At 67.0% G+C, this 20566-nt stretch carries 15 protein-coding genes, 1 tRNA gene, 1 other RNA gene and 1 pseudogene; 8 read left to right on the plus strand and 10 right to left on the minus strand.

The window, feature by feature from the left end; genetic code table 11:
- Positions 1–22 precede the first annotated feature (22 nt).
- From recR to C6I20_RS14525, 7 genes and pseudogenes are all read right to left on the minus strand, one after another.
- Entirely contained in the window at positions 23–637 is a 615-nt protein-coding gene (recR, locus tag C6I20_RS14500) for a recombination mediator RecR (protein WP_118397176.1), read from the minus strand.
- Between the two features lie 19 nt (positions 638–656).
- The gene (locus C6I20_RS14505; RefSeq protein ID WP_118397179.1) at positions 657–1283 is read right to left on the minus strand and encodes a TetR/AcrR family transcriptional regulator; all 627 of its coding nucleotides are present in this window, start codon (positions 1281–1283) and stop codon (positions 657–659) included.
- Between the two features lie 5 nt (positions 1284–1288).
- Positions 1289–3088, minus strand: a complete 1800-nt coding sequence (locus C6I20_RS14510; RefSeq protein WP_118397182.1) for an amidohydrolase family protein — start codon at positions 3086–3088, stop codon at positions 1289–1291.
- A gap of 57 nt (positions 3089–3145) precedes the next feature.
- Positions 3146–3718 (minus strand): aminodeoxychorismate/anthranilate synthase component II, encoded by a 573-nt coding sequence (locus C6I20_RS17875; protein ID WP_371682689.1) that lies wholly within the window; start codon positions 3716–3718, stop codon positions 3146–3148.
- 162 nt (positions 3719–3880) lie between these two features.
- Positions 3881–5827 (minus strand): annotated as a pseudogene (locus C6I20_RS14515) (aminodeoxychorismate synthase component I); the annotation flags it as partial.
- Entirely contained in the window at positions 5805–7751 is a 1947-nt protein-coding gene (locus C6I20_RS14520; protein ID WP_118397187.1) for a DNA polymerase III subunit gamma and tau, read from the minus strand. The gene C6I20_RS14520 and the pseudogene C6I20_RS14515, both read right to left, overlap by 23 nt.
- 54 nt (positions 7752–7805) lie before the next feature.
- Entirely contained in the window at positions 7806–8792 is a 987-nt protein-coding gene (locus C6I20_RS14525; protein ID WP_118397190.1) for an alpha/beta hydrolase, read from the minus strand.
- 43 nt (positions 8793–8835) lie between these two features.
- Here C6I20_RS14525 and C6I20_RS14530 point away from each other — a divergent pair, with 43 nt between their 5' ends.
- From C6I20_RS14530 to C6I20_RS14540, 3 genes are all read left to right on the plus strand, one after another.
- A complete protein-coding gene (locus C6I20_RS14530) occupies positions 8836–10164 on the plus strand; it encodes a threonine/serine exporter ThrE family protein (RefSeq protein ID WP_254052154.1) in 1329 nt (442 codons plus the stop codon).
- A gap of 67 nt (positions 10165–10231) precedes the next feature.
- Positions 10232–11410 carry an acyl-CoA dehydrogenase family protein gene (locus C6I20_RS14535; RefSeq protein ID WP_118397196.1) on the plus strand — a complete coding sequence of 393 codons (1179 nt, stop codon included), beginning with the start codon at positions 10232–10234 and terminating at the stop codon, positions 11408–11410.
- 1 nt (position 11411) lies between these two features.
- Entirely contained in the window at positions 11412–12548 is a 1137-nt protein-coding gene (locus C6I20_RS14540) for an acyl-CoA dehydrogenase family protein (protein ID WP_118397199.1), read from the plus strand.
- A gap of 89 nt (positions 12549–12637) precedes the next feature.
- Here C6I20_RS14540 and ffs read toward each other — a convergent pair.
- An RNA gene (gene ffs, locus C6I20_RS14545) (signal recognition particle sRNA small type) lies at positions 12638–12734 on the minus strand.
- Positions 12735–12837: 103 nt separating this feature from the next.
- On the opposite strand from ffs, the gene C6I20_RS14550 reads away from it, so the two are divergent.
- A tRNA-Ser gene (locus tag C6I20_RS14550) sits at positions 12838–12925 on the plus strand.
- A gap of 722 nt (positions 12926–13647) precedes the next feature.
- Here C6I20_RS14550 and C6I20_RS14555 read toward each other — a convergent pair.
- Positions 13648–15129 (minus strand): hypothetical protein, encoded by a 1482-nt coding sequence (locus C6I20_RS14555; RefSeq protein ID WP_162891352.1) that lies wholly within the window; start codon positions 15127–15129, stop codon positions 13648–13650.
- Between the two features lie 215 nt (positions 15130–15344).
- On the opposite strand from C6I20_RS14555, the gene C6I20_RS14560 reads away from it, so the two are divergent.
- A complete protein-coding gene (locus C6I20_RS14560; RefSeq protein WP_118397205.1) occupies positions 15345–15926 on the plus strand; it encodes a hypothetical protein in 582 nt (193 codons plus the stop codon).
- Positions 15927–15934: 8 nt separating this feature from the next.
- Here C6I20_RS14560 and C6I20_RS14565 read toward each other — a convergent pair whose 3' ends face one another.
- Positions 15935–16957 carry a LacI family DNA-binding transcriptional regulator gene (locus C6I20_RS14565; RefSeq protein WP_118397208.1) on the minus strand — a complete coding sequence of 341 codons (1023 nt, stop codon included), beginning with the start codon at positions 16955–16957 and terminating at the stop codon, positions 15935–15937.
- 144 nt (positions 16958–17101) lie between these two features.
- Here C6I20_RS14565 and C6I20_RS14570 point away from each other — a divergent pair, with 144 nt between their 5' ends.
- The 3 genes from C6I20_RS14570 to C6I20_RS14580 are packed head-to-tail and all read left to right on the plus strand — an operon-like array spanning position 17102 to position 20489.
- Entirely contained in the window at positions 17102–18421 is a 1320-nt protein-coding gene (locus C6I20_RS14570) for an ABC transporter substrate-binding protein (RefSeq protein WP_118397211.1), read from the plus strand.
- Positions 18418–19566: a carbohydrate ABC transporter permease gene (locus C6I20_RS14575; RefSeq protein WP_118397214.1), complete on the plus strand. Its 1149-nt coding sequence runs from the start codon at positions 18418–18420 to the stop codon at positions 19564–19566. The genes C6I20_RS14570 and C6I20_RS14575 overlap by 4 nt, the downstream gene beginning before the upstream one ends.
- Positions 19563–20489, plus strand: coding sequence for a carbohydrate ABC transporter permease (locus C6I20_RS14580; RefSeq protein ID WP_254052155.1), 927 nt, complete (start codon positions 19563–19565; stop codon positions 20487–20489). Before C6I20_RS14575 ends, C6I20_RS14580 begins: the two co-directional genes overlap by 4 nt.
- Positions 20490–20566: the final 77 nt, after the last annotated feature.

Genomic DNA, 20566 nt, shown 5'->3' on the forward strand with positions numbered 1-20566 from the left:
CGACGTGACGGCCGGTGGTTGCTCAGGCGCGGGTGATGGCGTTGCCGATCGTCGTCCGGCCCTCGAACGCTCGGCCCAGGGTCAGCTCGTCGGCGTACTCCAGATCGCCGCCGACCGGCAGTCCGCTGGCCAGCTTGCTGACCCGCAGTCCGAGCGGCGTCAGCATCCGGATCAGGTACGTCGCGGTCGCCTCACCCTCGAGGTTGGGATCGGTCGCGATGATGACCTCGGTGACGACGCCGTCCTGGAGCCGCTGGAGCAGCTCCTTGATGCGCAGCTGGTCGGGTCCGATGCCGGCGATCGGCGAGATCGCGCCACCCAGCACGTGATAGCGGCCGCGGAACTCACGGGTGCGTTCGATCGCGACGACGTCCTTGGACTCCTCGACCACGCAGATCACCGAGAGGTCACGACGAGGGTCCGCGCAGACCCGGCACTCGGTGTCGACCGTGACGTTGCCGCAGGTCGAGCAGAAGTGCACCTTGGCCTTGACCTCCAGGAGCGTCGCGGCGAACCGGCGGACGTCCTCGGGGTCGGCGTCGAGCAGGTGGAACGCAATGCGTTGCGCACTCTTGGGACCGATGCCGGGCAATTGCCCGAGCTCATCGATCAGATCCTGAATTACACCGTCATACATAGGTACTCAGGGTATGCCGTCAGCGATGAGCCGACTCCGCCGACTCGCTGTCGAACAGACGCTGTCCGGCCAGGATGCGCACGAGCTGCTCTAGCCTGAGGTCCTCGTGCTCGGGATGCGCCAGGACGACCGAGGTGATCGCCTCACCGTCGAGCATGTGAACTACGCCGAGGATCATGGTGTCGAGCTCGTCGGACGGCATCGACTCGGCGATCGGCAGGGCGTGACCGATCTCGATGATCTCGCGGTGGTAGCGCTCGGCGAGCGGAGTCAGCCGCTGCCGCAGGTCGGCATCGGTCCGGGCCGCGACCAGCAGCTCGTACCACGCGGCATTCATGGGTGCCCGGGTCGCGCGGCGCAGCAGGGTCAGGCAGGCCGAGACGCTGAACTCGTCAAGCGCCGCTAGGCCCAGCCGGAAGTCGTCGAACTGCCGGGACCGCACCTCGTCGGCGGCCGCGAGGATCAGGTCGAGCCGGGACTCGAAGTGGCGGAAAAGTCCACCCTGCGAGACCCCGGCACGCCTGGCGATCTCGATCGTGGAGGTGCGCGCGTAGCCCAGCTCGGCCAGCGACTCCGCCGCCGCGACGACCAGCGCCGCGATCGTCGCCTCGCGACGTTCGGTCTGCGTACGACGGGTGGCTGCCACGACGGCTACTGTGCCACCTCGAGCCCGAGCCGGCGGACCGGAGCGACAGTGCCACGGCCCTCTCCGGCCCGAAGGAACCGCCCGGTCCCCAGCGTCCGGCCGTAGCCGTCGGCGAAGACGCCCCGTTCGAACACGACCTCGCCGGTCACGATCGTGGCGGCGACCGCCGCGTCGTTGCGGTTGACCATGCGGCTCATGTTGCCGAACTCCGGCATCAGCGCCTCGTGGTAGTCATCTACCGCGTCGCTGAGCCCGGCCGGGTCGACCACGACGATGTCGGCCCGATCTCCGACCGCGATGCGTCCGGCATCGATGCCGTAGAACTCGCCGAGCTCGCCGGTCAGCTTGAATACCGCCTTCTCGACGGTCATGAACGGCTTGTCCTTCGACTGGGCCTGGTGCACGCGGTTGAGCAACCGGATGCCGAAGTTGTAGAACGCCATGTTGCGCAGGTGCGCGCCAGCGTCGGAGAAGCCGATCGTGATACCCGCGCGGTTGATCAGCTTGTCCTGGATCTCGGGCCGCGTGTTGGCGATGTTGGTCTTCCAGCGCAGCTTGGTTCCGTGCTCGACGACCAGGTCGAGATAGCAGTCGACCGGGTGGAGATCGCGATCGCGGGCGACCTGTCCGATCATCATGCCGATCAGCTGGGTGTCGGGGGACTCGGTGATCTCGGCGTCGTCGAAGTCGCGGTGCCAGACCCGCGGGGAGAACCGCTTGTCGAAGTCGCGGCGGAACCAACGCCGGTACGCCTCGTCGTTCAGCAGCTCGTTGCGGCCCATCTCCTCACGAAGGTGGAGCGCCTCGCGGCCCGAGCCGAACTCCTCGAAGACGACCAGGTCGATCCCGTCGGCCCAGACGCGGAATGTCGTCGGGAGGTGCTGCCAGGTGAACCGACCACGGCCCAGTCGGTTGGCGATGAAGGCCAGCGGCGCGAAGATGCCCTGGACCCACGGCTCGGCCTTGGTGTCGGCCGCGGCCAGCAGCGAGACCTTCAACGGCTTGCGGAACAGGCCCGTCGCGGTCGCGAGGTAGAAGCCGATGTCGTACTTCTTGTTGAGGTTCGGCACGCCCTGCAGGACCCGACCACGCCGGCGGAGGACCCGGCTGAGACCGCGGAACTCCTTCCAGCTGGAGTAGGTCGACGGCAGCGAGCGCGAGCGATAACGGTCGCCGTCGAGCTTGTCCCACGGGTTGGTCATGGTCGAGATGCCGAGGAAGCCCGCATCGAGCGCCTCCTCGAGCCGGCGCTCGATCTCGGCCTGCTCACCCTTGGTCGCCTTCTGGTCCGGATCGGTCGATCGACCGATCCCCATGACGGCCGCCCGGGCGTCGGAGTGCCCGAGGAACGACGCGACGTGTGGCCCCAGCGGCAGCTGCTCAAGAGCATCGACCCACCCCTGCGGCGTCGACCAGGTCTTGGCCCCCTCCAGGGCGGCAAGCACGTGGGGCCGCGGCAGAGCCTCGACACGGCTGAACAGATCGGCGATGTCGAGCGGGGTCGAGTAGACCGTCGAGAGCGAGCAGTTGCCGACCAGCACCGTCGTGACGCCGTGGCGCACCGACTCGTTGAGGCCGGGCGCGACCTGCAGCTCGGCGTCGTAGTGGGTATGTGTGTCGACGAATCCCGGCATGACCCACTGGCCCGCCGCCTCGACAACCTTGGTCGCTGCGCCGATGGCCAGCGGAGCGGGGCTGACCACCACGACCCGCCCGTCGCGCACGCCGACGTTTGTCACGACGCCCGGGGCGCCGGTGCCGTCGAAGTAGGTGCCGCCGGTGATGACCAGATCGAGCTCGAGCATGTGTGCCGCCTTGAGTGATGTGAGACACACAACATAGCGAGTGACCACTCGCTATGTCTAGGCGTTGAGGAAAGACTGCAACATCTCGTGGCCGCGCGAGGTCAGGATCGACTCCGGATGCATCTGTACGCCCTCGACCGGGTGCGTGCGGTGCCGGACGCCCATCACGATCCCGGCCGCGGTGTGGGACGTGGCCTCGAGCTCGTCGGGCAGCGTGTCCGGATCGATCACCAGCGAGTGATAGCGAGCGCAGACCAGAGGGGTGGGCAGGCCCGCGTAGACGCCCCGCCCGTCATGGTGGACCAGCGACGGCTTGCCGTGCACGACCTCCTCGGCACGCACGATCGACGCGCCGTAGACCTCAGCGATCGCCTGGTGACCCAGGCACACGCCGAGCGTCGGGGTCGTCGGCCCGAGTCGGCGGATAGCCTCGACGCTGATGCCGGCATCGGCCGGAGTGCCAGGACCCGGAGAGACCACCAGGTGTGTGAAGTCGCCGCGCTCGCGCAGGGCGACGAGCTCATCGACCGTCACCGCGTCATTGCGGACCACCGAGGTCCGGGCACCGAGCTCGCCGACGTACTGGACCAGGTTGTAGACGAACGAGTCGTAGTTGTCGATGAACAGCACCGAGGCCTGCGAGACAGCCGGCAGCGAGGACTGCCGAGGCGCGGGCGGGTCCAGCGACTCGCCGTGATCCGGCGTCACCCAGAACCGCCGCAAGGCGTCCCCCAGCCACCCGGTCGTCAGGCCGGCCGGCCACCCGCCGACACCCTCACAGGCGACGACCGGAACGATTCCACGCAGCGAGTTGGTCACGAACACCTCAGTCGCCGCAGACAGGTCGACGACCGTGAGCCGACGCTGGAAGACCGGCACCCCGGCCGCGCGCAGCAGCTCGATGACGCGAGCTCGGGCTGTGCCGGGCAGGATCCGACCGTCGGACGGCGGGGTGTGGACGCCGTCGTCGTGCACCACGAAGATGCTGGCTCTCGCGGTCTCGAGGATCGATCCGTCCTCGGCCAGCAGCAGCAGGTCATGATCGGGCCGCGAGTCGGATTCCAGCGCTCGACGATCGGCCCACTTGTGCTGGCCGAACCCGCCGTCGATCGTCCGGGGGGTCAGGGTCCACGCGACCGCATCGTCGTCGATGACACGGTGCGACATCGACACGACCACGCCGCGGGTGTCCGGCACAGCGTCGATGCGCAACCGCTGTCGCCCGGTCAGTGATCCTGCGCGCCGGATCACGGCGTCGTCGAGCCCTGCGCGAATCGTCGTGCCGTAGACCGCGCGGACGCTCGCGTCGAGCCGCGCTAGGTGGGCATCGAGGTCGATGACCCGACCGTCCTCGACCAGCAGCGTGTCGTAGATGCCGGCGGATTCGTCGACGGTCGCCCGGTGCTCGGGCACACCCGGGATCCGCGGCTCGTCGACGACGGGCGTCTCCGCCGTCAGCGCGAGAGTGCCACCGATCGCCTCGATCAACGGACGCGCCTTGACCAGGCACTCGGCGTACTCGCCCTCAGGCGTCGAGTCGGCCACGACACCGCCGCCAACACCCAGCCAGATCCGATCACCCGCGAGCTCGAACGTGCGGATCGCGACGTTGAGCTCGAGCCCCGCAGCGGCACTCACGTGGCCGATTGCCCCCGTGTAGGCCTCACGTCCGGTCGGTTCGAGAGTGTTGATGATCTCCATCGCCCGCACCTTGGGCGCGCCCGTGACCGAGCCGGGTGGGAAGGTCGCCCGCAGGAGCTCGGAGTCGCGGACACCGCGCGCGACGTGACCCACGACGTCCGACACCAGGTGCCACACAGAGTGCCGCTCGGCACGGGTCACCGCCGGCACACGCACCGAGCCCGGCACGCTGACTCGGCCCAGATCGTTGCGCATCAGGTCGACGATCATGATGTTCTCGGCCCGGTTCTTGGCCGAGGCGACCAGCTCTTCCGGGTCGGTGTCGAGGGCGGCGGTGCCCTTGATCGGCGAGCTCAGCACCTCGTCACCGGTGCGCCGCAGGAACAGCTCGGGCGAAAGACTGGCCAACGCGCCCTCTGGGCTGGAGACGAAGGCGGCGTACGCCGGCCCGATCCGCTCGACGCCGGCGCAGAACACGTCGAGCGGATCGCCGTGAAACGGGGCCTCGAGCCGAGCACAAAGATTGGCCTGGAAGATGTCGCCCGCGGCGATGTGCTCGAGGACCGTGGCCAGCGCGGCCCGGTGTGCCTGCGGCGTCGGCGTCATCTCGAACGTGCCGACCTCGTACGCCCGCGGCGCCGACCTGCTCGCGGCCAGCACGGCCACGATCGCCGCGTCACGATCCGGGTCGGTACGCAACGACTCGAGCCACCACGCACCGTCAGTGCGCCTCAGGACGTGGTCATAGAACGCGATGCGATGGTCCGGCTGAGGGACGGGGCGTCGCGGCGTCTCCGGCAGCCGCTCGACGAGCCGGCCAAGCTGGTAGCCCCAGGCGCCGATCCAACCTCCGCCGAAGCCGCCCAGATCCGGGGCGGACGACGCCGATCCGGGAGCGGAGTCGATCCCGTCGAACGCATCGCCCTGCAGCACCTCGACCGGGTCGAATGCGATCAACGCCTCCCCGTGGTGCCAGGCGCCGAGCAGCGCGACCAGCCGCTCACGGCCACGGAACAGACGGAGGACGTCGAGCGGATCGAGGTCGAGGTCGAGGCGGGTGCGGACGAGCCCCGACTCAGTCCGTGCGGGTCTCGTCAATGACTTCTGCTCCCAGCTCCCGCAGCAGCAGCAGCTCGGGATCGACTACCTCGTTGTCGATGACCGGATCGTCGCGATCGGCCGAGGCATCAGGGTGCTCGCGCTTTTCCGGCGCAATGGGATCACGCAGCGCCTCGCGCACCGACTCCGGCGCACCGACCCCCTTGCGGGGTTCGGCACCCTGCGGGCTCGGGTCGATCGAGGCGGGCTCGTCCGAGCCCGCCGAGGGGCCGGGGCGGGCGCCCGGATCGACGATCGCCTCGATCCGCCAGGTCACGCCCAGCACGGCGTGCAATGCCTTTTGGACGTACTCCTCGGAGCGGCTGTTGATGAACGAGTCGCGGGCACCCGCGTTGACCAACGCAATCGTCAGGGTCGAGCCGTCCAGTCCCGTGACCTGGGCGTTCTGGCTGAGCATGACCCACGCAAACCGTCGCAGGTCGCGGATCTTGTCGAGGATCTCCGGCCACAGCCGGCGGACGTCCGCGATCGTCAGGTTGCCCGCCGCAGCGGGCTGGGCGGCGGGTGCCGGCTCGACCGGGACGGCGGGTTCGACGACAGGAGCCGGGACCTCGGCCCGGGCGACGACAGGAGCTGGCGTCTCCACCTGCTCGACGACTGGGGCCGGGACCTCAACCGGAGCGACGACAGGCACCTGTGTCGGGGTCTCCACGGGCACGACTGGCGGCGAAACGGGCTGGGCGATGGTCTGTGTCACGGGCTGGGCAACCGCCGGGACGGGAGCGGCTCCGCCGTCCATCGACAGCCGGCGCTCGACCCGGTCGAGCCTGGCCTGGAATCCCTGCGTCGAGTTGTCCGATCCGGGCACCAGGATCCGGGCGCACATCAGCTCGAGCAGCAGCCGCGGAGCCGTGGCACCGCGGAACTCCATCAGGGCAGCATTGACGATGTCGGCGGCGCGAGTCAGCTCGGACGGGCCGAAGCCGCTGGCCTGGCTGAGGAGCCGCTCGGCTCGGTCGCCCGGCACGTCAAGCAGGCCCTTGTCCAGCGCATCGGGCACCGCCGCAACGATCACGAGGTCACGCAGCCGCTGCAGGAAGTCCTCGGCAAAGCGGCGGGGGTCCTGCCCGGACTCAATGACCTTGTCGACGACCCCGAACACCGTGGAGCCGTCGCCGGCCGCGAACGCATCGATCGCCTCGTCGAGCAGCGAGTCGGGGGTGTAGCCCAGGAGCGCGACCGCCAGCTCGTACGTCACACCTTCGGGACCCGAGCCGCTCAGCAGCTGGTCGAGGACGCTGAGGGTGTCCCGCACCGAGCCCTGACCCGCGCGGACCACGAGCGGCAATGCCGTCGGCTCGAGCTTGACGTCCTCTGCGGCGCACAACTGCAGCAGGTAGTCGCCGAGGGTCTTGGGCGGGACGAGCCGGAACGGGTAATGGTGCGTACGCGACCGGATCGTGCCGATGACCTTGTCCGGCTCGGTCGTCGCGAAGATGAACCGCAGGTGCGGAGGTGGCTCCTCGACAAGCTTGAGCAGCGCGTTGAAGCCCTGCGGCGACACCATGTGGGCCTCATCGATGATGTAGACCTTGTAGCGGCTGCTGACCGGCGCGAAGAAGGCCCGCTCACGCAGGTCACGTGCGTCGTCGACACCACCGTGGCTCGCCGCGTCGATCTCGATGACGTCGATGCTCCCGGGCCCGCCGCGGGCCAGGTCACGACAGCTCTGGCACTCGCCGCACGGATCGGCAATCGGCGCCTTCTCGCAGTTGAGGGCCCGGGCCAGGATGCGCGCGCTGGTGGTCTTGCCACAGCCTCGCGGTCCGGAGAACAGGTAGGCGTGATTGATCCGGTTGGCAGCCAGAGCGTGCCGCAGCGGCTCGGTCACATGATCCTGACCGATCACCTCGGCGAACGTCTCCGGCCGGTAGCGGCGGTACAGCGCGAGGGGGGCATCCACGACGTGAACTCTATCGACCCGGTAAGACGCTGACGAGGCCGTCGCCTCCGGCCGTCATGACACCAGCAGACGGCTGGCTCGCAACCAGGCGTCGACCGCGGCATAGGCGGCCTTCCGCGGCTCGTCCAGCGAGATGAACACATCGTGGCGAGCCCCGTCGATCGGCACGACCGTGACATGGTCGCCGAGGCAGCCGGACCACCGGGCGATCTGCCGGACATCGAGGACGGCGTCGGCGTTGTCGACCTCGGGCGTGTACTTCGAGGCGAACCGGGTGCGATCCGAGCGCAGGACGAGCGAGGGCACTCCGATGTCGAGACCGCGGTGCAGGACGGCCTGCCCCCGGCGGACCGCGGTCAGCCAGCCGTAGGTGACCGGGAACCCCTCGAGCGGCTTGTAGGTCGTGTCGAACTCCCACTCACCGTGCGCGCTGACGTGCAGGCTCGTGCCGTACGCGTCGGTCGGCGGCAGCTTGATGAACGCCTTCGGTTTGATGTGCGAGAAGGCCTCGATCGCGCGGGTGCCGAACGTACGCATCCAGGCCTTGCCCTGCAGGTCGAACCACGGGCTGTTGAGCACAAGGCCTGCGATGCCGGCGCCCTGGGTGCCACCCGGAGTCCGGTTGAGCCGGTCCAGCCACAGCGGCAGGATCAGGCCACCGGTCGAGTGGGCCGAAAGGACGACGGGCTTGTCCCCGGTCTCCTCGCGGATGATCCGCAGCGACTCGGACAGCTCGGCGTCGTAGAGCGCGAGGTCAGAGACGTAGTGACCGGTCTGTCCCTCCCGGCGCGAACGGCCGCACTTGCGCAGGTCGAGCGCGTAGAACGCGAAGCCACGCTCGGCAAAGAAATCGGCCAGCTCGGTCTGGAAGAAATAGTCGCTGAACCCATGGACGTAGAGAACCGCGGCCTCGAACGGCTCGGCCGGAGTCCTGCGGACCAGAGTCGCCTCGACGTCGCCCTCGCCGTCGGGGTCAGACCCCAGCGGGATCGTGCGTCGTTCGTAGCCGTCGCCCAGCTCGTCGGGGATCCAGTCGGTCATGTGTGGTGCTCCTCGTTTGGCGACGGACGTCGGGTCCAACAGTATGGGACTTGTGACCGAGACACGTGAGATCCAGCGGACCCTCGATCTTGCCCTCCGTGTCGGCGAGATGCTGCTGTCCAACGGTGCCGGCGCGGCCGACGTCACTGCCACGATGTCCTCGATCGCCCACCATCTGGGCCTGCGTCAGGCACTCGTGGACGTGACGTTCACGACACTGACCCTGAGCTACCAGGTCAGCTTCGACGAGCCCGCGTTCTCGCTGACCCGGCACGTCACCCATCGCGAGACCGACTTCGACGACCTGACCCGTGCCGATCACCTCGTCACGGCACTGCTGAGTGACGAGATCGACCTCGAGGAGGCGCGGACCCAGATCGCACAGATCACCTCGACAGGTCACCGGGCACCGCGGTGGGCCGTGTCCCTCAGCTGGGGCGTCATCGGTGCCGGCATCGCCCTGCTGATCGGCGGCGACGTCACGGTCACGGCGATCGCGGGGATCGCGGCCATCGGCATCGAGATCCTGCAGCGCTACCTGGCCCGGCTCCGGCTTCCCTTCTTCTACGCCCAGGTGGCCGGCGGTCTGTTCGCGACGTTGCTGGCGGTGGGCGTCTCCGCGGTACACGTCGACGTCAACCCGTCCCTGGTCATCATCGCCAGCATCGTGATGCTGCTCGCCGGACTGGGCTTCATCGGCGCGATCCAGGATGCGCTGACGGGTTTCTACATCACCGCCGGTGCCCGCATCCTCGAGGTCATGATGTCGACGGTCGGCGTGATCGTCGGCGTCAGCGGGGGCCTCACGGTGGGCGGAATGCTCGGTGTCGACATCGCGCTGGACCCGGAGGCATCCGGGTTGTCCCGGTTCCCGCTCATGGTCGCCGGTGCCGCGATCAGCGCGGCGGCCTTCGCGTTCGCGGCCTACGCCCCGGCGCGGATCCTGCTGCCCATCGCCCTGATTGCCGGCTCCGCCGCCTCGATCTTCCTGCTCCTGTCCGAACGCGACGTCGGCCGGGCCTGGCCCGCGGCGGTCGCGGCGATCTTCATCGGCGTCATCAGCTATACGGTCTCGTCGAAGTTCCACGTCCCACCGCTCGTGATCGTGGTGGCGAGCATCGTGCCCCTGCTGCCCGGTCTGTCGATCTACCGCGGGCTGTCCCTGCTGGCCGACGACGACTACACCGGGATCCTCGCGATGATCACCGCCGTTGCCATCGCGATCTCGCTCGCAGCCGGAGTGATCCTTGGTGAGTATGTCGCCCAGCCGCTGCGACGCGAGGCGCGTAGGCTCGAGCAGCGTCTCGCCGGCCCCCGTCTGGTCGGGCCGCTCCGCGCCCGTGCGGTGCGAAAGAAAAAGATGCACCCCTAGTGCATACAGTTGCTCAAAACACTAGACTCACCGTGCGCCACGTGGCGCGATCGCCGAGGAGCCGTATATGAAACTGCACCTGTCAGACGAGGATGTTGCCTTCCGTGAAGAGATGCACGACTTCTTCACGACGCAGATCCCCCAGCACATCCGCGACACCGTCGCCGCTCGCCGCGAGCTCACCAAGGAGCAGATCGTCGAGTCCGTCCAGGCCATGAACGCCGCTGGCATCGCAGTGCCGAACTGGCCGGTCGAGTGGGGCGGCAAGGACTGGACGCCACTGCAGCGTCACATCTGGCACGAGGAGATGCAGCTCGCCTCCGTCCCGGTGCCGCTGGCCTTCAACCACTCGATGGTGGGACCGGTCATCGCCGCGTTCGGCTCCCAGGAGCTCAAGGAGCGCTTCCTGGCCAAGACCGCCAACCTCGACATCTGGTGGTCGCAGGGATTCTCCGAGCCCGACGCCGGATCCGACCTCGCCTCGTTGCGCACGACCGCGGTCCGCGACGGCGACGACTACCTGGTCAACGGCCAGAAAACGTGGACGACCCTCGGCCAGTACGGCGACTGGATCTTCACGCTGGTCCGCACGGATCCGGACGTCAAGAAGCAGGCCGGCATCTCCTTCCTCCTGATCGACATGACGTCGCCCGGCGTCGAGGTCCGGCCGATCGAGCTGATCGACGGTGGCCACGAGGTCAACGAGGTCTGGTTCGACAACGTCCGCGTGCCAGCCGAGAACCTGGTCGGCGAGGAGAACAAGGGCTGGGACTACGCCAAGTTCCTGCTCGGCAACGAGCGGGTCGGCGTCGCGCCGGTCGGCTCGACCAAGCGCACGCTCTCGCTGGCCAAGGAGCACGCCAAGACTGCCGGTCCCGGTGGCACCTCGCTGCTGGACGACCCCCTCCTCGCGGCACAGGTCGCCGATCTGGAGAACGAGCTGCTCGCGCTTGAGCTCACGGCACTGCGGGTCGTGGCCAACTCCGCCGACGGCAAGCCGCATCCGGCCTCGTCGGTGCTCAAGCTGCGCGGCACCGAGCTGCAGCAGGCCGTCACCGAGCTCATCGTGGACCTCGCCGGGCCCGCTTCGCTGGCCTCCGGCGCGGGCGAGGACTCGGACGTGCCCGAGTGGGCGCGTGTGGCGACGCCCAACTACCTCAACTTCCGCAAGGCGTCGATCTACGGCGGTTCCAACGAGGTACAACGACAGATCATCGCCGGCACGATCCTGGGACTGAGGGGCTGACATGGACTTCCAACTGGACTCCGAGCAGGAAGCGCTTCGCGACGCTGTTCGCGGACTGCTGACCAAGGCGTACGACACGTCGGAGACTCGACGCGAGGCGACCAAGAAGGATCCGGGCTGGGACGAGAAGACCTGGCAGCGGCTCGCCGAGATGGGCGTCCTCGGACTGCCCTTCGCGGAGGAGGACGGCGGCATGGGCGCCGGTCCGGCTGAGGTCTCGATCGTGGCCGAGGAGATCGGGCGGGTCATCGCGCCGGAGCCGTTCGTCGAGGCGGTCGTGCTCGCAGGCGGGCTGGTCGCCGCAGCAGGCACCTCCGAGCAGCGTGCCGAGATCCTCGGCGCACTCGCCGAGGGCAACCTCGTGCCAGCGTTCGCGCACACCGAGCCGGGCTCGGGCTACTCCGAGACCGCGACCGGCGTCACGGCTTCCGGTTCGGGAGACTCGTGGACCCTGACCGGCGTCAAGGAGCCCGTGCTGGGAGGCGCCCGCGCCGACCTGCTGATCGTCAGCGCCGCGGTCGAGGGCGGCACCGGACTGTTCCTGGTGCAGCCTGACGCCTCGGGCCTGACCCGCACGGGCTACAAGACGTTCGACGGTGGACGGGCGGCTCACGTCGCCTTCGACAGCACTCCGGCGACGCCGCTCGGCGACGCCGGGGCGGACCAGTCCGCGGCGATTGCGGCAACTGTTGCCCAGGCGCAGATCGCGTACGGCCACGAGTCGCTCGGCGCGATGGACACGGCACTGGCCACGACCGTCGAGTACCTCAAGACGCGCAAGCAGTTCGGCGTCCCGCTCATGACGTTCCAGGCGCTGACGTTCCGGGCGGCCGACATGTACGTGTCGCTCGAGCTGGCCCGCAGCACCGTCTCGTGGGCGACGCTCGTGCTGCTGGACGGTGGCGACGCGACCGAAGCGGCATCCCGCGCCAAGCTGCAGGTCAGCAAGGCCGGACGCCACATCGGCCAGGAGGCGATCCAGCTGCACGGCGGGATCGGCATGACCGCGGAGTACAGCGTCGGCCACTACATGGGCCGGCTCACCGCAATCGACCACGCCCTCGGCGACGGCCGCCACCACCTGAACCGTCTGGTGGCAACTCTCGACGATCACACGGTCATCGAGCCCCTGCCGTAGCTCAGGAGCGCAGACCAGGGCGGTGTCCTGGCGGCGTATCGGGCCCCCCGATGCTCCGCTGGGGCACCGCCCTGGTGTCTGCCCAGGGCATGAAGGACCCCTCGCGCACCCGACAGAGGTCACTGACCCTTGCTGCCTTCCGGCCCTGGGGGAGTTGGGTGATGTGTCGCCGCGCGAGGGGCTTCGACCATCATACGGAGAGGTCCCGCGCGTGCTCAAGTCGGGAGCACGAGACCCGACGGGGATGCCGATTCGTCGGTGGCCGATCACGACCGGTAACCTCATCCACGGAGGATTCGCATAGTGGCCTAGTGCGCTCGCTTGGAAAGCGGGTTGAGTGAAAGCTCTCAGGGGTTCGAATCCCCTATCCTCCGCCAATGTGCTGTGGCCGTCCCTGTTCTTTGGGGGCGGCCACAGTGCGTTGTTGCAGCAGAGCGGATTCGGGGAGGAGCGAGGAACGAGCGACGGAGTCCCCTATCCTCCGCCGATTGAAGCCGGCCTCTGCTATTCGGTTCTCTTCCATGCCTTGAGCGTCCCCGTCAGGTCAGCCCTCAGCTCGGGCCGGGTCTGCACGATCAGGGAGGTATAGATCGTCTCGTCCGAAACCCGCATCTGCTCATCGTCTGGGAAGTTTCGGATGAACAGGCACGAGAATTGTTGCGGTGACCACCACGATCCAAGTCCCGCCTCGACGTGAGCCCGCGGGCGGTCGTCGGCAGCGAGCTTGCCCAACCGCGGCCTCGGCCGAGACCCCTGGAGATGACTTCGCGTTCGTCACGACTCAGACGCAACGCCGGACGCGGCTTTCTTGATCCGCTGTCGAACACCTCGCGCTGCTTCAATCACTTGCACGCCGTCGCTCTCGTGACATTTGCGGCGGCAGCCACATGCCGCAGCGTGGCACTCGATGCCCTCGCATCGAAGAACGCCGTCCGCTGTTCCAGTGCCTTTGGCGTCCGACCCTCAGACCCGCTCATGCTCATCTGGGAAGCAGACATCAGACAGGTTCAAGATCCATGTGGTGGAAACTCAACGCCGGCTCCGCCCGGAGCCATTGCGGGCTGTCCGCAGTCGGTGATCTCAGCGGAGAGTCGGACGACTAGGAGCAGGCGAAGGCGAGGAGCACCTCTTGATCGTGATTGTTGCTGTTGCTCGCGTCGCCTCCGGATCCTGTGAGGATCCTCGCGTCAAGAGGAACTGAGAGTTCCTGAGGGTCGTCCAGGAGTGCGGTGTAGGTGAATTCGATAAAGAATTTCGAAACCACGTCAGGCTCGATGGGCGTGCTGCTCGAGAACTGGTAGTCCGAGCCGACCTCGGTCATGGTCCAATCGGAGTCGTAGGTGTAACTGGGGTCGAAGATGTCGTAGACCGGTATGAGTTTTGCGCCGGTGATTCGCGGATTCGTCGGGAGCGTCACGGTGATGGGCCCGTGCGACGCGCCGGCTCCGAGGTTGCGGATTTCAAACCACAGTTGGACCGTCTTCGAGCAATCAACGATGGACGGCATGAGTGTGATGACCGGCACAAGATCAGGTGGCGGGCAGGCCGTGAATTCAAGCGTTGTCGCGTACGCGTTGTTGGCGGGAGTCGTGTCCCCTCCTGAGCCGGTCGCCAGCGTGGCGTTGAAGACATACTGATTCGATGTCAGCGAGTCGGACGGCAGGCTGGAGAAGGTGAACGACATCACGAACGACGTGCGTTCACGGGCTCCGATTGGCGCACTTCTCGTAATTTTGTAGTTCGTTCCGACCTCGGTCAACGACCACCCCGAAGCGGTGACGACAGCATCTGTGATTCGCGGATTCATCGGCAGAGTCACTGTGACTTCGCCGTCAGAGACCTCCGTGCCTTCGTTCTTGATTTCGAAGGTCAGCGAGTTTCTTGCAGTGCACGCAGTAGAGGGGGCGTCGAGTGTCGTGGTCTGCAGAGCCAGATCAACACCTGAGGCGCTCAGCGTCGGCTGGTTGTTCTCGTCATCGGTGGACAGAACAGTGTTCGCACAACGCGCAAGCGTCGTCACTCGAACCTTCGACTCCTTGTTGATCGCAATCAGCGCTGTACGATCGCCAGCAATACCCTCCGAGGTCGTGACGCCAATCCGTGAGTGAGAAGTGTTCAGCCCATTCACCGGAGCTAGACCGATCTGGAGTGTTGACCCGGCATAAAAGGCCGCGAGGTCTGCGTGGAGTGCCCGGCCCTCGGCCGAAACGTGCTTGCCGTCGGGTGCAATCAGCGGAGAAATGTTATTCGCGTCCGACCAAAAGCCTGCCGCGTATGCCTGCGTCGCAAGTAGGTAGACGCGGTGCTTCGAGGCGTCCAATAGTTGTGTTGCCATTTCGGAGGCCGTACTCGCATGGATGCCGGCGTCGACGAAACGCTGTTCAGCGTTCACCGACACGTCCGCCGACCATGGGTCCGAAGCAGTCGAAGCGGTTCCAGTTCCCTTCACGGACGACCGCGGGTCCGCCCCCCCGCGATCGATCGACGCCCTCGGCTCGGCGTTCACCATGAACCCCGCCAGGATCATGGAGACAGCAAGCGCAGTCGTCAGAACGGATGGCAACTGCCGGCGTGCGCGCATGAAAAGGCCTCTTTGTACTGGCACAAGGTCGGAGACGAATGTCTCAGCCGCGAAATATTAACAGAGACAAACGTCCAACTTTGCGAATCCTGCAAACAGTCGCCAGGAGGCCTGCCTCCGCCGATAGCCGTTTCGACGCCGACCCGCCCACCGTCACAGGTCCGTCACCCACGCGATCCCCGCGAACCACCCCCCGGTGGCCTACGGTCGAGACCGTGAAGTTCACAGCCCTCGTGGCCGCCCTGTGCGCCATCGCCGCAGCGTGCTCGACGACACCAGCAACGCAGGTACCCCGGGGCAACTCCGAGGTCCAGGCCGTCGATCGCCGGATCGAGCAGATCCAGGACGCCGTCGACTCCTGGCGCGACGCCGCGACCCTCGGTGCAGCGCAGGCCGCCGCCGAGGAGGCGCGCAACCTCGTGACCGGTCCCGGCGTCGAGGGATACGGAGACCTGGATCAGGACCGCAAGATCTCAGGCGACGTCGAGCGAGGACTCCTTCCCGACGAGCGCACCGCGCCCGGGCTGGCACTCGCACTCTCCGACTGCGCCGGGCCGGACCTGCTGGGCGGGTCGTGGGCCGACCAGTCGGCTCGCTGGGTGACGCTCCGCGACGCGATTTCCGCGTGGACCCCGACCAACAACACGTTCTCCGGCCTGCCGAGCCACCCTCAACGGGTTGTCGGGTGGGCGACCCTCACGCTCCGCACGAACGACCTGGACCTGGCCCACGAGTACGCCGGGCATGCCCAGATCCACGTCGATGCCTCCCGCGAGGCAGTCGCCGACTGCCGGTAGTCCGCGGGTCAGACCTTGGGCGGCCCGGTCGAACCACGGACGATCAGGTCGCACGAGACGACGAGTTCCTCGGCCTCGGTCGGCCGCCCTGCCAGCAGGTCGAGTGCCATCTGGCCGGCCAGCTTGCCCTGTCGGGACACTGACTGCGTCACGGTGCTCAGGTCGAACACCTCGGCCATCGGGTGGCCGTCGATCCCGATGACCGAGATCTCACCCGGGACCGCGATGCCCCGCGCACTGAGGCCGGCGTACGCGCCGACGGCGATCTCGTCGGAATAGCACAGGATCGCGGTCGGGGGCTCGAGAAGGGCAAGCAGCGCATCGACCCCGGCCGACCCGGCCATCGGTCCTGCGTCGGCGGTCGTCAGGTACTCGGCCGGCACGGTGATCCCATGGGCGTCCAGACGGTCGCGATAGGTCTGGGTCCGGACGATGTCGGCGGACCACGCGGCACCCGCGGTGTCGCCGGTCCGGATCATCGCGATGCGGCGGTGCCCCAGGCCCAGGAGGTGATCCATCGCGAGCGTGGTTGCCTCAACGTCGTCCGCCCGCACGTGGGGATAGTCGCGCAGCTGTCCTCCCGCGACGACGACGTGGACGCCCAGCAGATCGAGGCGTTCCTCCTCCGCGGCCGGCAGCGGCAGCGCGATCAGCACGACGGCATCGACCTTGCGGCGGGCCGGGAGCTGGCGGAAGAATCGGCTGCGCTGGGCAGCGCCGTCGACCTGGTAGACCAGCACGTCCAGGTCTGCCTCTCGGAGCACTCCCTCGATCGCCGCGAGCATCGCGGAGTAGAACCATACGTCGATCTTGGGAACGACCACAGCGACACGACCGGTCGCTCGGCGTGACAGCGCCGACGCCTCCGGCGACACGACGTACGACAGATCCTCGGCGACCAGACGGATCCGGACGCGGGTGGCCTCGCTGACCCCGGGGACATCTCGCAGCGCACGCGAGACCGTCGCGATCGAGACGCCCGCATGACGGGCCACATCGACCATGTTGATCTCCGGCGCGGGGTCAGGCATGCCCTCACGATAGCCAGTTCGCAAACGGTTACGTCGATTCCTTGACGTACAACTGTGACGTGAGTCACTGTGGAAAAGAGGGAGTGCCTCTTCGGTGGCAACTCACGTAAACGTTTGCGCAGGTCGACGATTCGAGGAGTAGGCATGTCCACACGCAGGAGATTCCGGCTGGCGACCATCGGACTGGGCGCGGCTTCGGCCATGGTCCTCTCGGGCTGCCTGTCCGGCGGAGGAAGCGACAACAACAGCAGCGGTGGCGAGAGCAAGGGCGACGGGACCGTGACGATCCTCGGCGCCTTCGGCGGCGCTGAGAAGGAAGCGTTCGTCGCCTCGCTCAAGGAGTTCGAGTCCTCGTCGGGCATCACGATCGACTACACCGACGACCAGGACTTCGCCACGACCATCAAGGCCAAGGTCAACTCGGGCGCCGCGCCTGACATCGGCCTGTTCCCGCAGCCTGGAGGGCTGCTGGAGCTGTCCGACGACATCACCCCGCTCGGCGACGTTCTCGACGTCAACGCGATCAAGTCCACGCTGATCCCGGGCTTCCTGGAAGCCACGACCAAGGGCGGCAACATCTACGGCGCCCCGATGCGCATGGCCGTCAAGAGCCTGGTCTGGTATCCCAAGGACGCCTACGACGAGACCGGACTCTCGAAGGAGCCCGCATCGATCCAGGAGCTCCAAGGCATCACCGACAAGCTCAAGGCCGACACCAAAGCGCCGTGGTGCATGGGATGGGAGTCCGACCAGGCCACCGGCTGGGTCGGCACGGACTGGCTCGAGGAGTACGTCCTCCGCGTCAACGGTCCCGATGTCTACGACCAGTGGGTCAAGCACGAGATCCCGTTCAACGACCCGCAGATCGTCAAGGCGCTCGACGAGTTCGGCAAGATCGCCAAGACCAACGGGGAGGTGTTCGGCGGGGCCAAGGGCATCCTCAACACCGGATTCGCCGATGCCATGAACCCCGCGTTCAAGGCCAAGCCCGACTGCATGCTGATGCGCCAGGGCAACTTCGCGACAGGTTTCTTCCCCGACCAGGTCCAGGCGGACCTCGACGGCTCAGTCGGCACCTTCGTGTTCCCGCCCTTCCAGGGTGGCTACACCGGTCAGCCGATCCTTGGCGGCGGTGACCTCGCGGCGGCCTTCAACGGCGGCGACTCGGACGTCAAGCAGGTCATGGAGTTCCTCACCTCGGACAAGTTTGGCGGCGAGTGGGCCGCAGCCGGCGGCTGGCTCTCCCCGCACAAGACGTTCGATGCGAGCCAGTACGCCGACGAGACGACTCGCAACATCGCGACGCTGGCAGCTGATGCGGATGTCTTCCGATTCGACGCCTCGGACCTGATGCCGAAGGAGGTCGGTTCGGGCACCTTCTGGACCGGCATGGTCGACTGGGTGAGCGGCGAGTCCTCGCAGAAGACGCTGGACGCGATCGAGGCGTCCTGGCCCAAGTCATGACCGTCACCACCGACCGCCCTGACACCGGTTCGCCGGTGTCAGGGTCGGAGGGCAAGCGAAGCGCGGACGTTCGCGCGATCGCGATCGGTGTCGTCGGCATGGCCGTTGTGCTGTGGTTGATGCTCAACGTGTTCCTGGCGTTCAGCCTCTACCCCGAGGTCTTCCTCGACAGCAAGATCGTCATCGGCATTGTCGCCGTGATCGTGGGCGTCGGTGGCGCTGGCGCGTTCTTCTTCTTCCTCAACATGTTCGTCGAGGGCCTCCCGGACCGCCTGTCACGCGGACTCATGCCGTACGCGTATCTGCTGCCGGGCCTGGGCCTTGTCTCCCTGATGCTGATCTACCCGACGATCCAGACGATCCAGTACTCATTCGCGGACAAGAAGAGCGAGCGCTACGTCGGCTTCGAGAATTACCGCTACATCTTCGGCAGCCAGGCGTTTCGCGACTCGATCGTCAACAACTTGATCTGGTTGCTGATCGTCCCCACCATCACCGTCATGATCGGCATCGCGGTCGCGGTGCTCGCCGACAAGCTCTCGACGTCCGGCGAGAAGTTGGCCAAGAGCACGATCTTCCTGCCGATGGCGATCTCTTTCGTCGGCGCCTCGGCGATCTGGGGACTGGTCTACGACTACTCCGTCGGCGACAAGCAGACCGGCCTGCTGAATGCCGTCTGGACCGGTCTCGGGGGCTCGGCCCAGACGTGGCTGCAGATTCCGACCGGCAAGCTCAACTCCCTGTTGCTGATGGTCATCCTGATCTGGCTGCAGGTCGGCTTCGCGATGATCCTGCTGTCATCGGCCATCAAGGGCGTCCCGGAGGACACCGTCGAGGCCGCCCGCATCGACGGGGCCTCGGAGTGGCAGATCTTCGCCCGGGTCGTGATCCCGCAGATCAAGGGCACCATCATCACGGTCTTCATCACCGTGCTGATCCTGGTGCTGAAGGTCTTCGACATCGTCTACGTCCTGACCAACGGGCGGTTCGACACCAACGTCATCGCCAACTTGTTCTTCAACGAGCTGTTCGCCAACGGACAGGCCGGACGCGCCTCGGCGATCGTGGTGGTCTTGCTGCTTGCGGTCACCCCGGTGCTGATCTACCAGGTACGTCACTTCCGCCAAGAGGAGGCGAACGGATGAGCGACCCCATGGATGCCGTGATGGTGGCCGAGGCCGGCTCGGAGCACCAGGGCCGCAAGCGAACCCGCGGGGTCATGAAGGACGGCCGCAGGCGGAGTCCGTTCGCAATCGGCACGATGGTCGCACTCTGCTTGTTGTGGACCCTGCCCACGATCGGCCTGCTCGTGACGTCGTTCCGCTCGCGCGACGACACCGTGAGCTCGGGCTGGTGGACCGCGATCTTCGACCCGTTCGGGACCGGATGGACCTTCGGCAACTACCAACGGGTGTTCGACGGCACGGACCTCGGCACCGGATTCGTCAACAGCATCGTGGTCGCGGTCCCGGCGACGGTCATCCCGATCATGTTCGCGGCATTCGCCGCGTACGCGTTCACGTTCATGGATTTCCGCGGCAAGGACATCCTGTTCATCGTGATCGTGGCCCTGCTCGTCGTCCCGATCCAGGTGGCGTTCCAGCCGATGCTCAACTTGCTCGGCCCGCGCGGCTTTGACATCTCGGGCGAGTACCTCGCGGTCTGGTTGCTGCACACCGGATTCGGGATGCCCCTGGCGATCTATGTCCTGCGCAACTACATGACGACCCTTCCGCGGACCGTCATCGAGTCGGCGAAGATCGACGGCGCGACGCACTACCAAACGTTCTGGCGGCTGATCGTGCCGATGTCGGTGCCTGCCCTCGCAGCATTCGCGATCCTGCAGTTCCTGTGGGTGTGGAATGACCTGCTGATCGCCAAGCTGTTCCTCAACAACTCCAACTCGACCGTCATCGTCGAACTGCAGTCGCTGCTCGGCACCCAGGGTCAGGGCAAGGAGTTGCTGACCGCAGGAGCATTCGTGTCGATGATGCTGCCGATGATCGTGTTCTTCACCTTGCAGCGGTTCTTCGTCCGGGGTCTGACAGCCGGAGCCGTGAAGGGATGAGCGACAGCGAGACCCGAGGCCCCCTTCACCTCGCCCGGGACCGCGTGATCCTCGTGCTCGCACCGTCCTCGTGGGGG

The sequence above is a fragment of the Aeromicrobium sp. A1-2 genome (genome assembly GCF_003443875.1).
In the GTDB taxonomy this organism is placed as follows: Bacteria; Actinomycetota; Actinomycetes; order Propionibacteriales; family Nocardioidaceae; genus Aeromicrobium.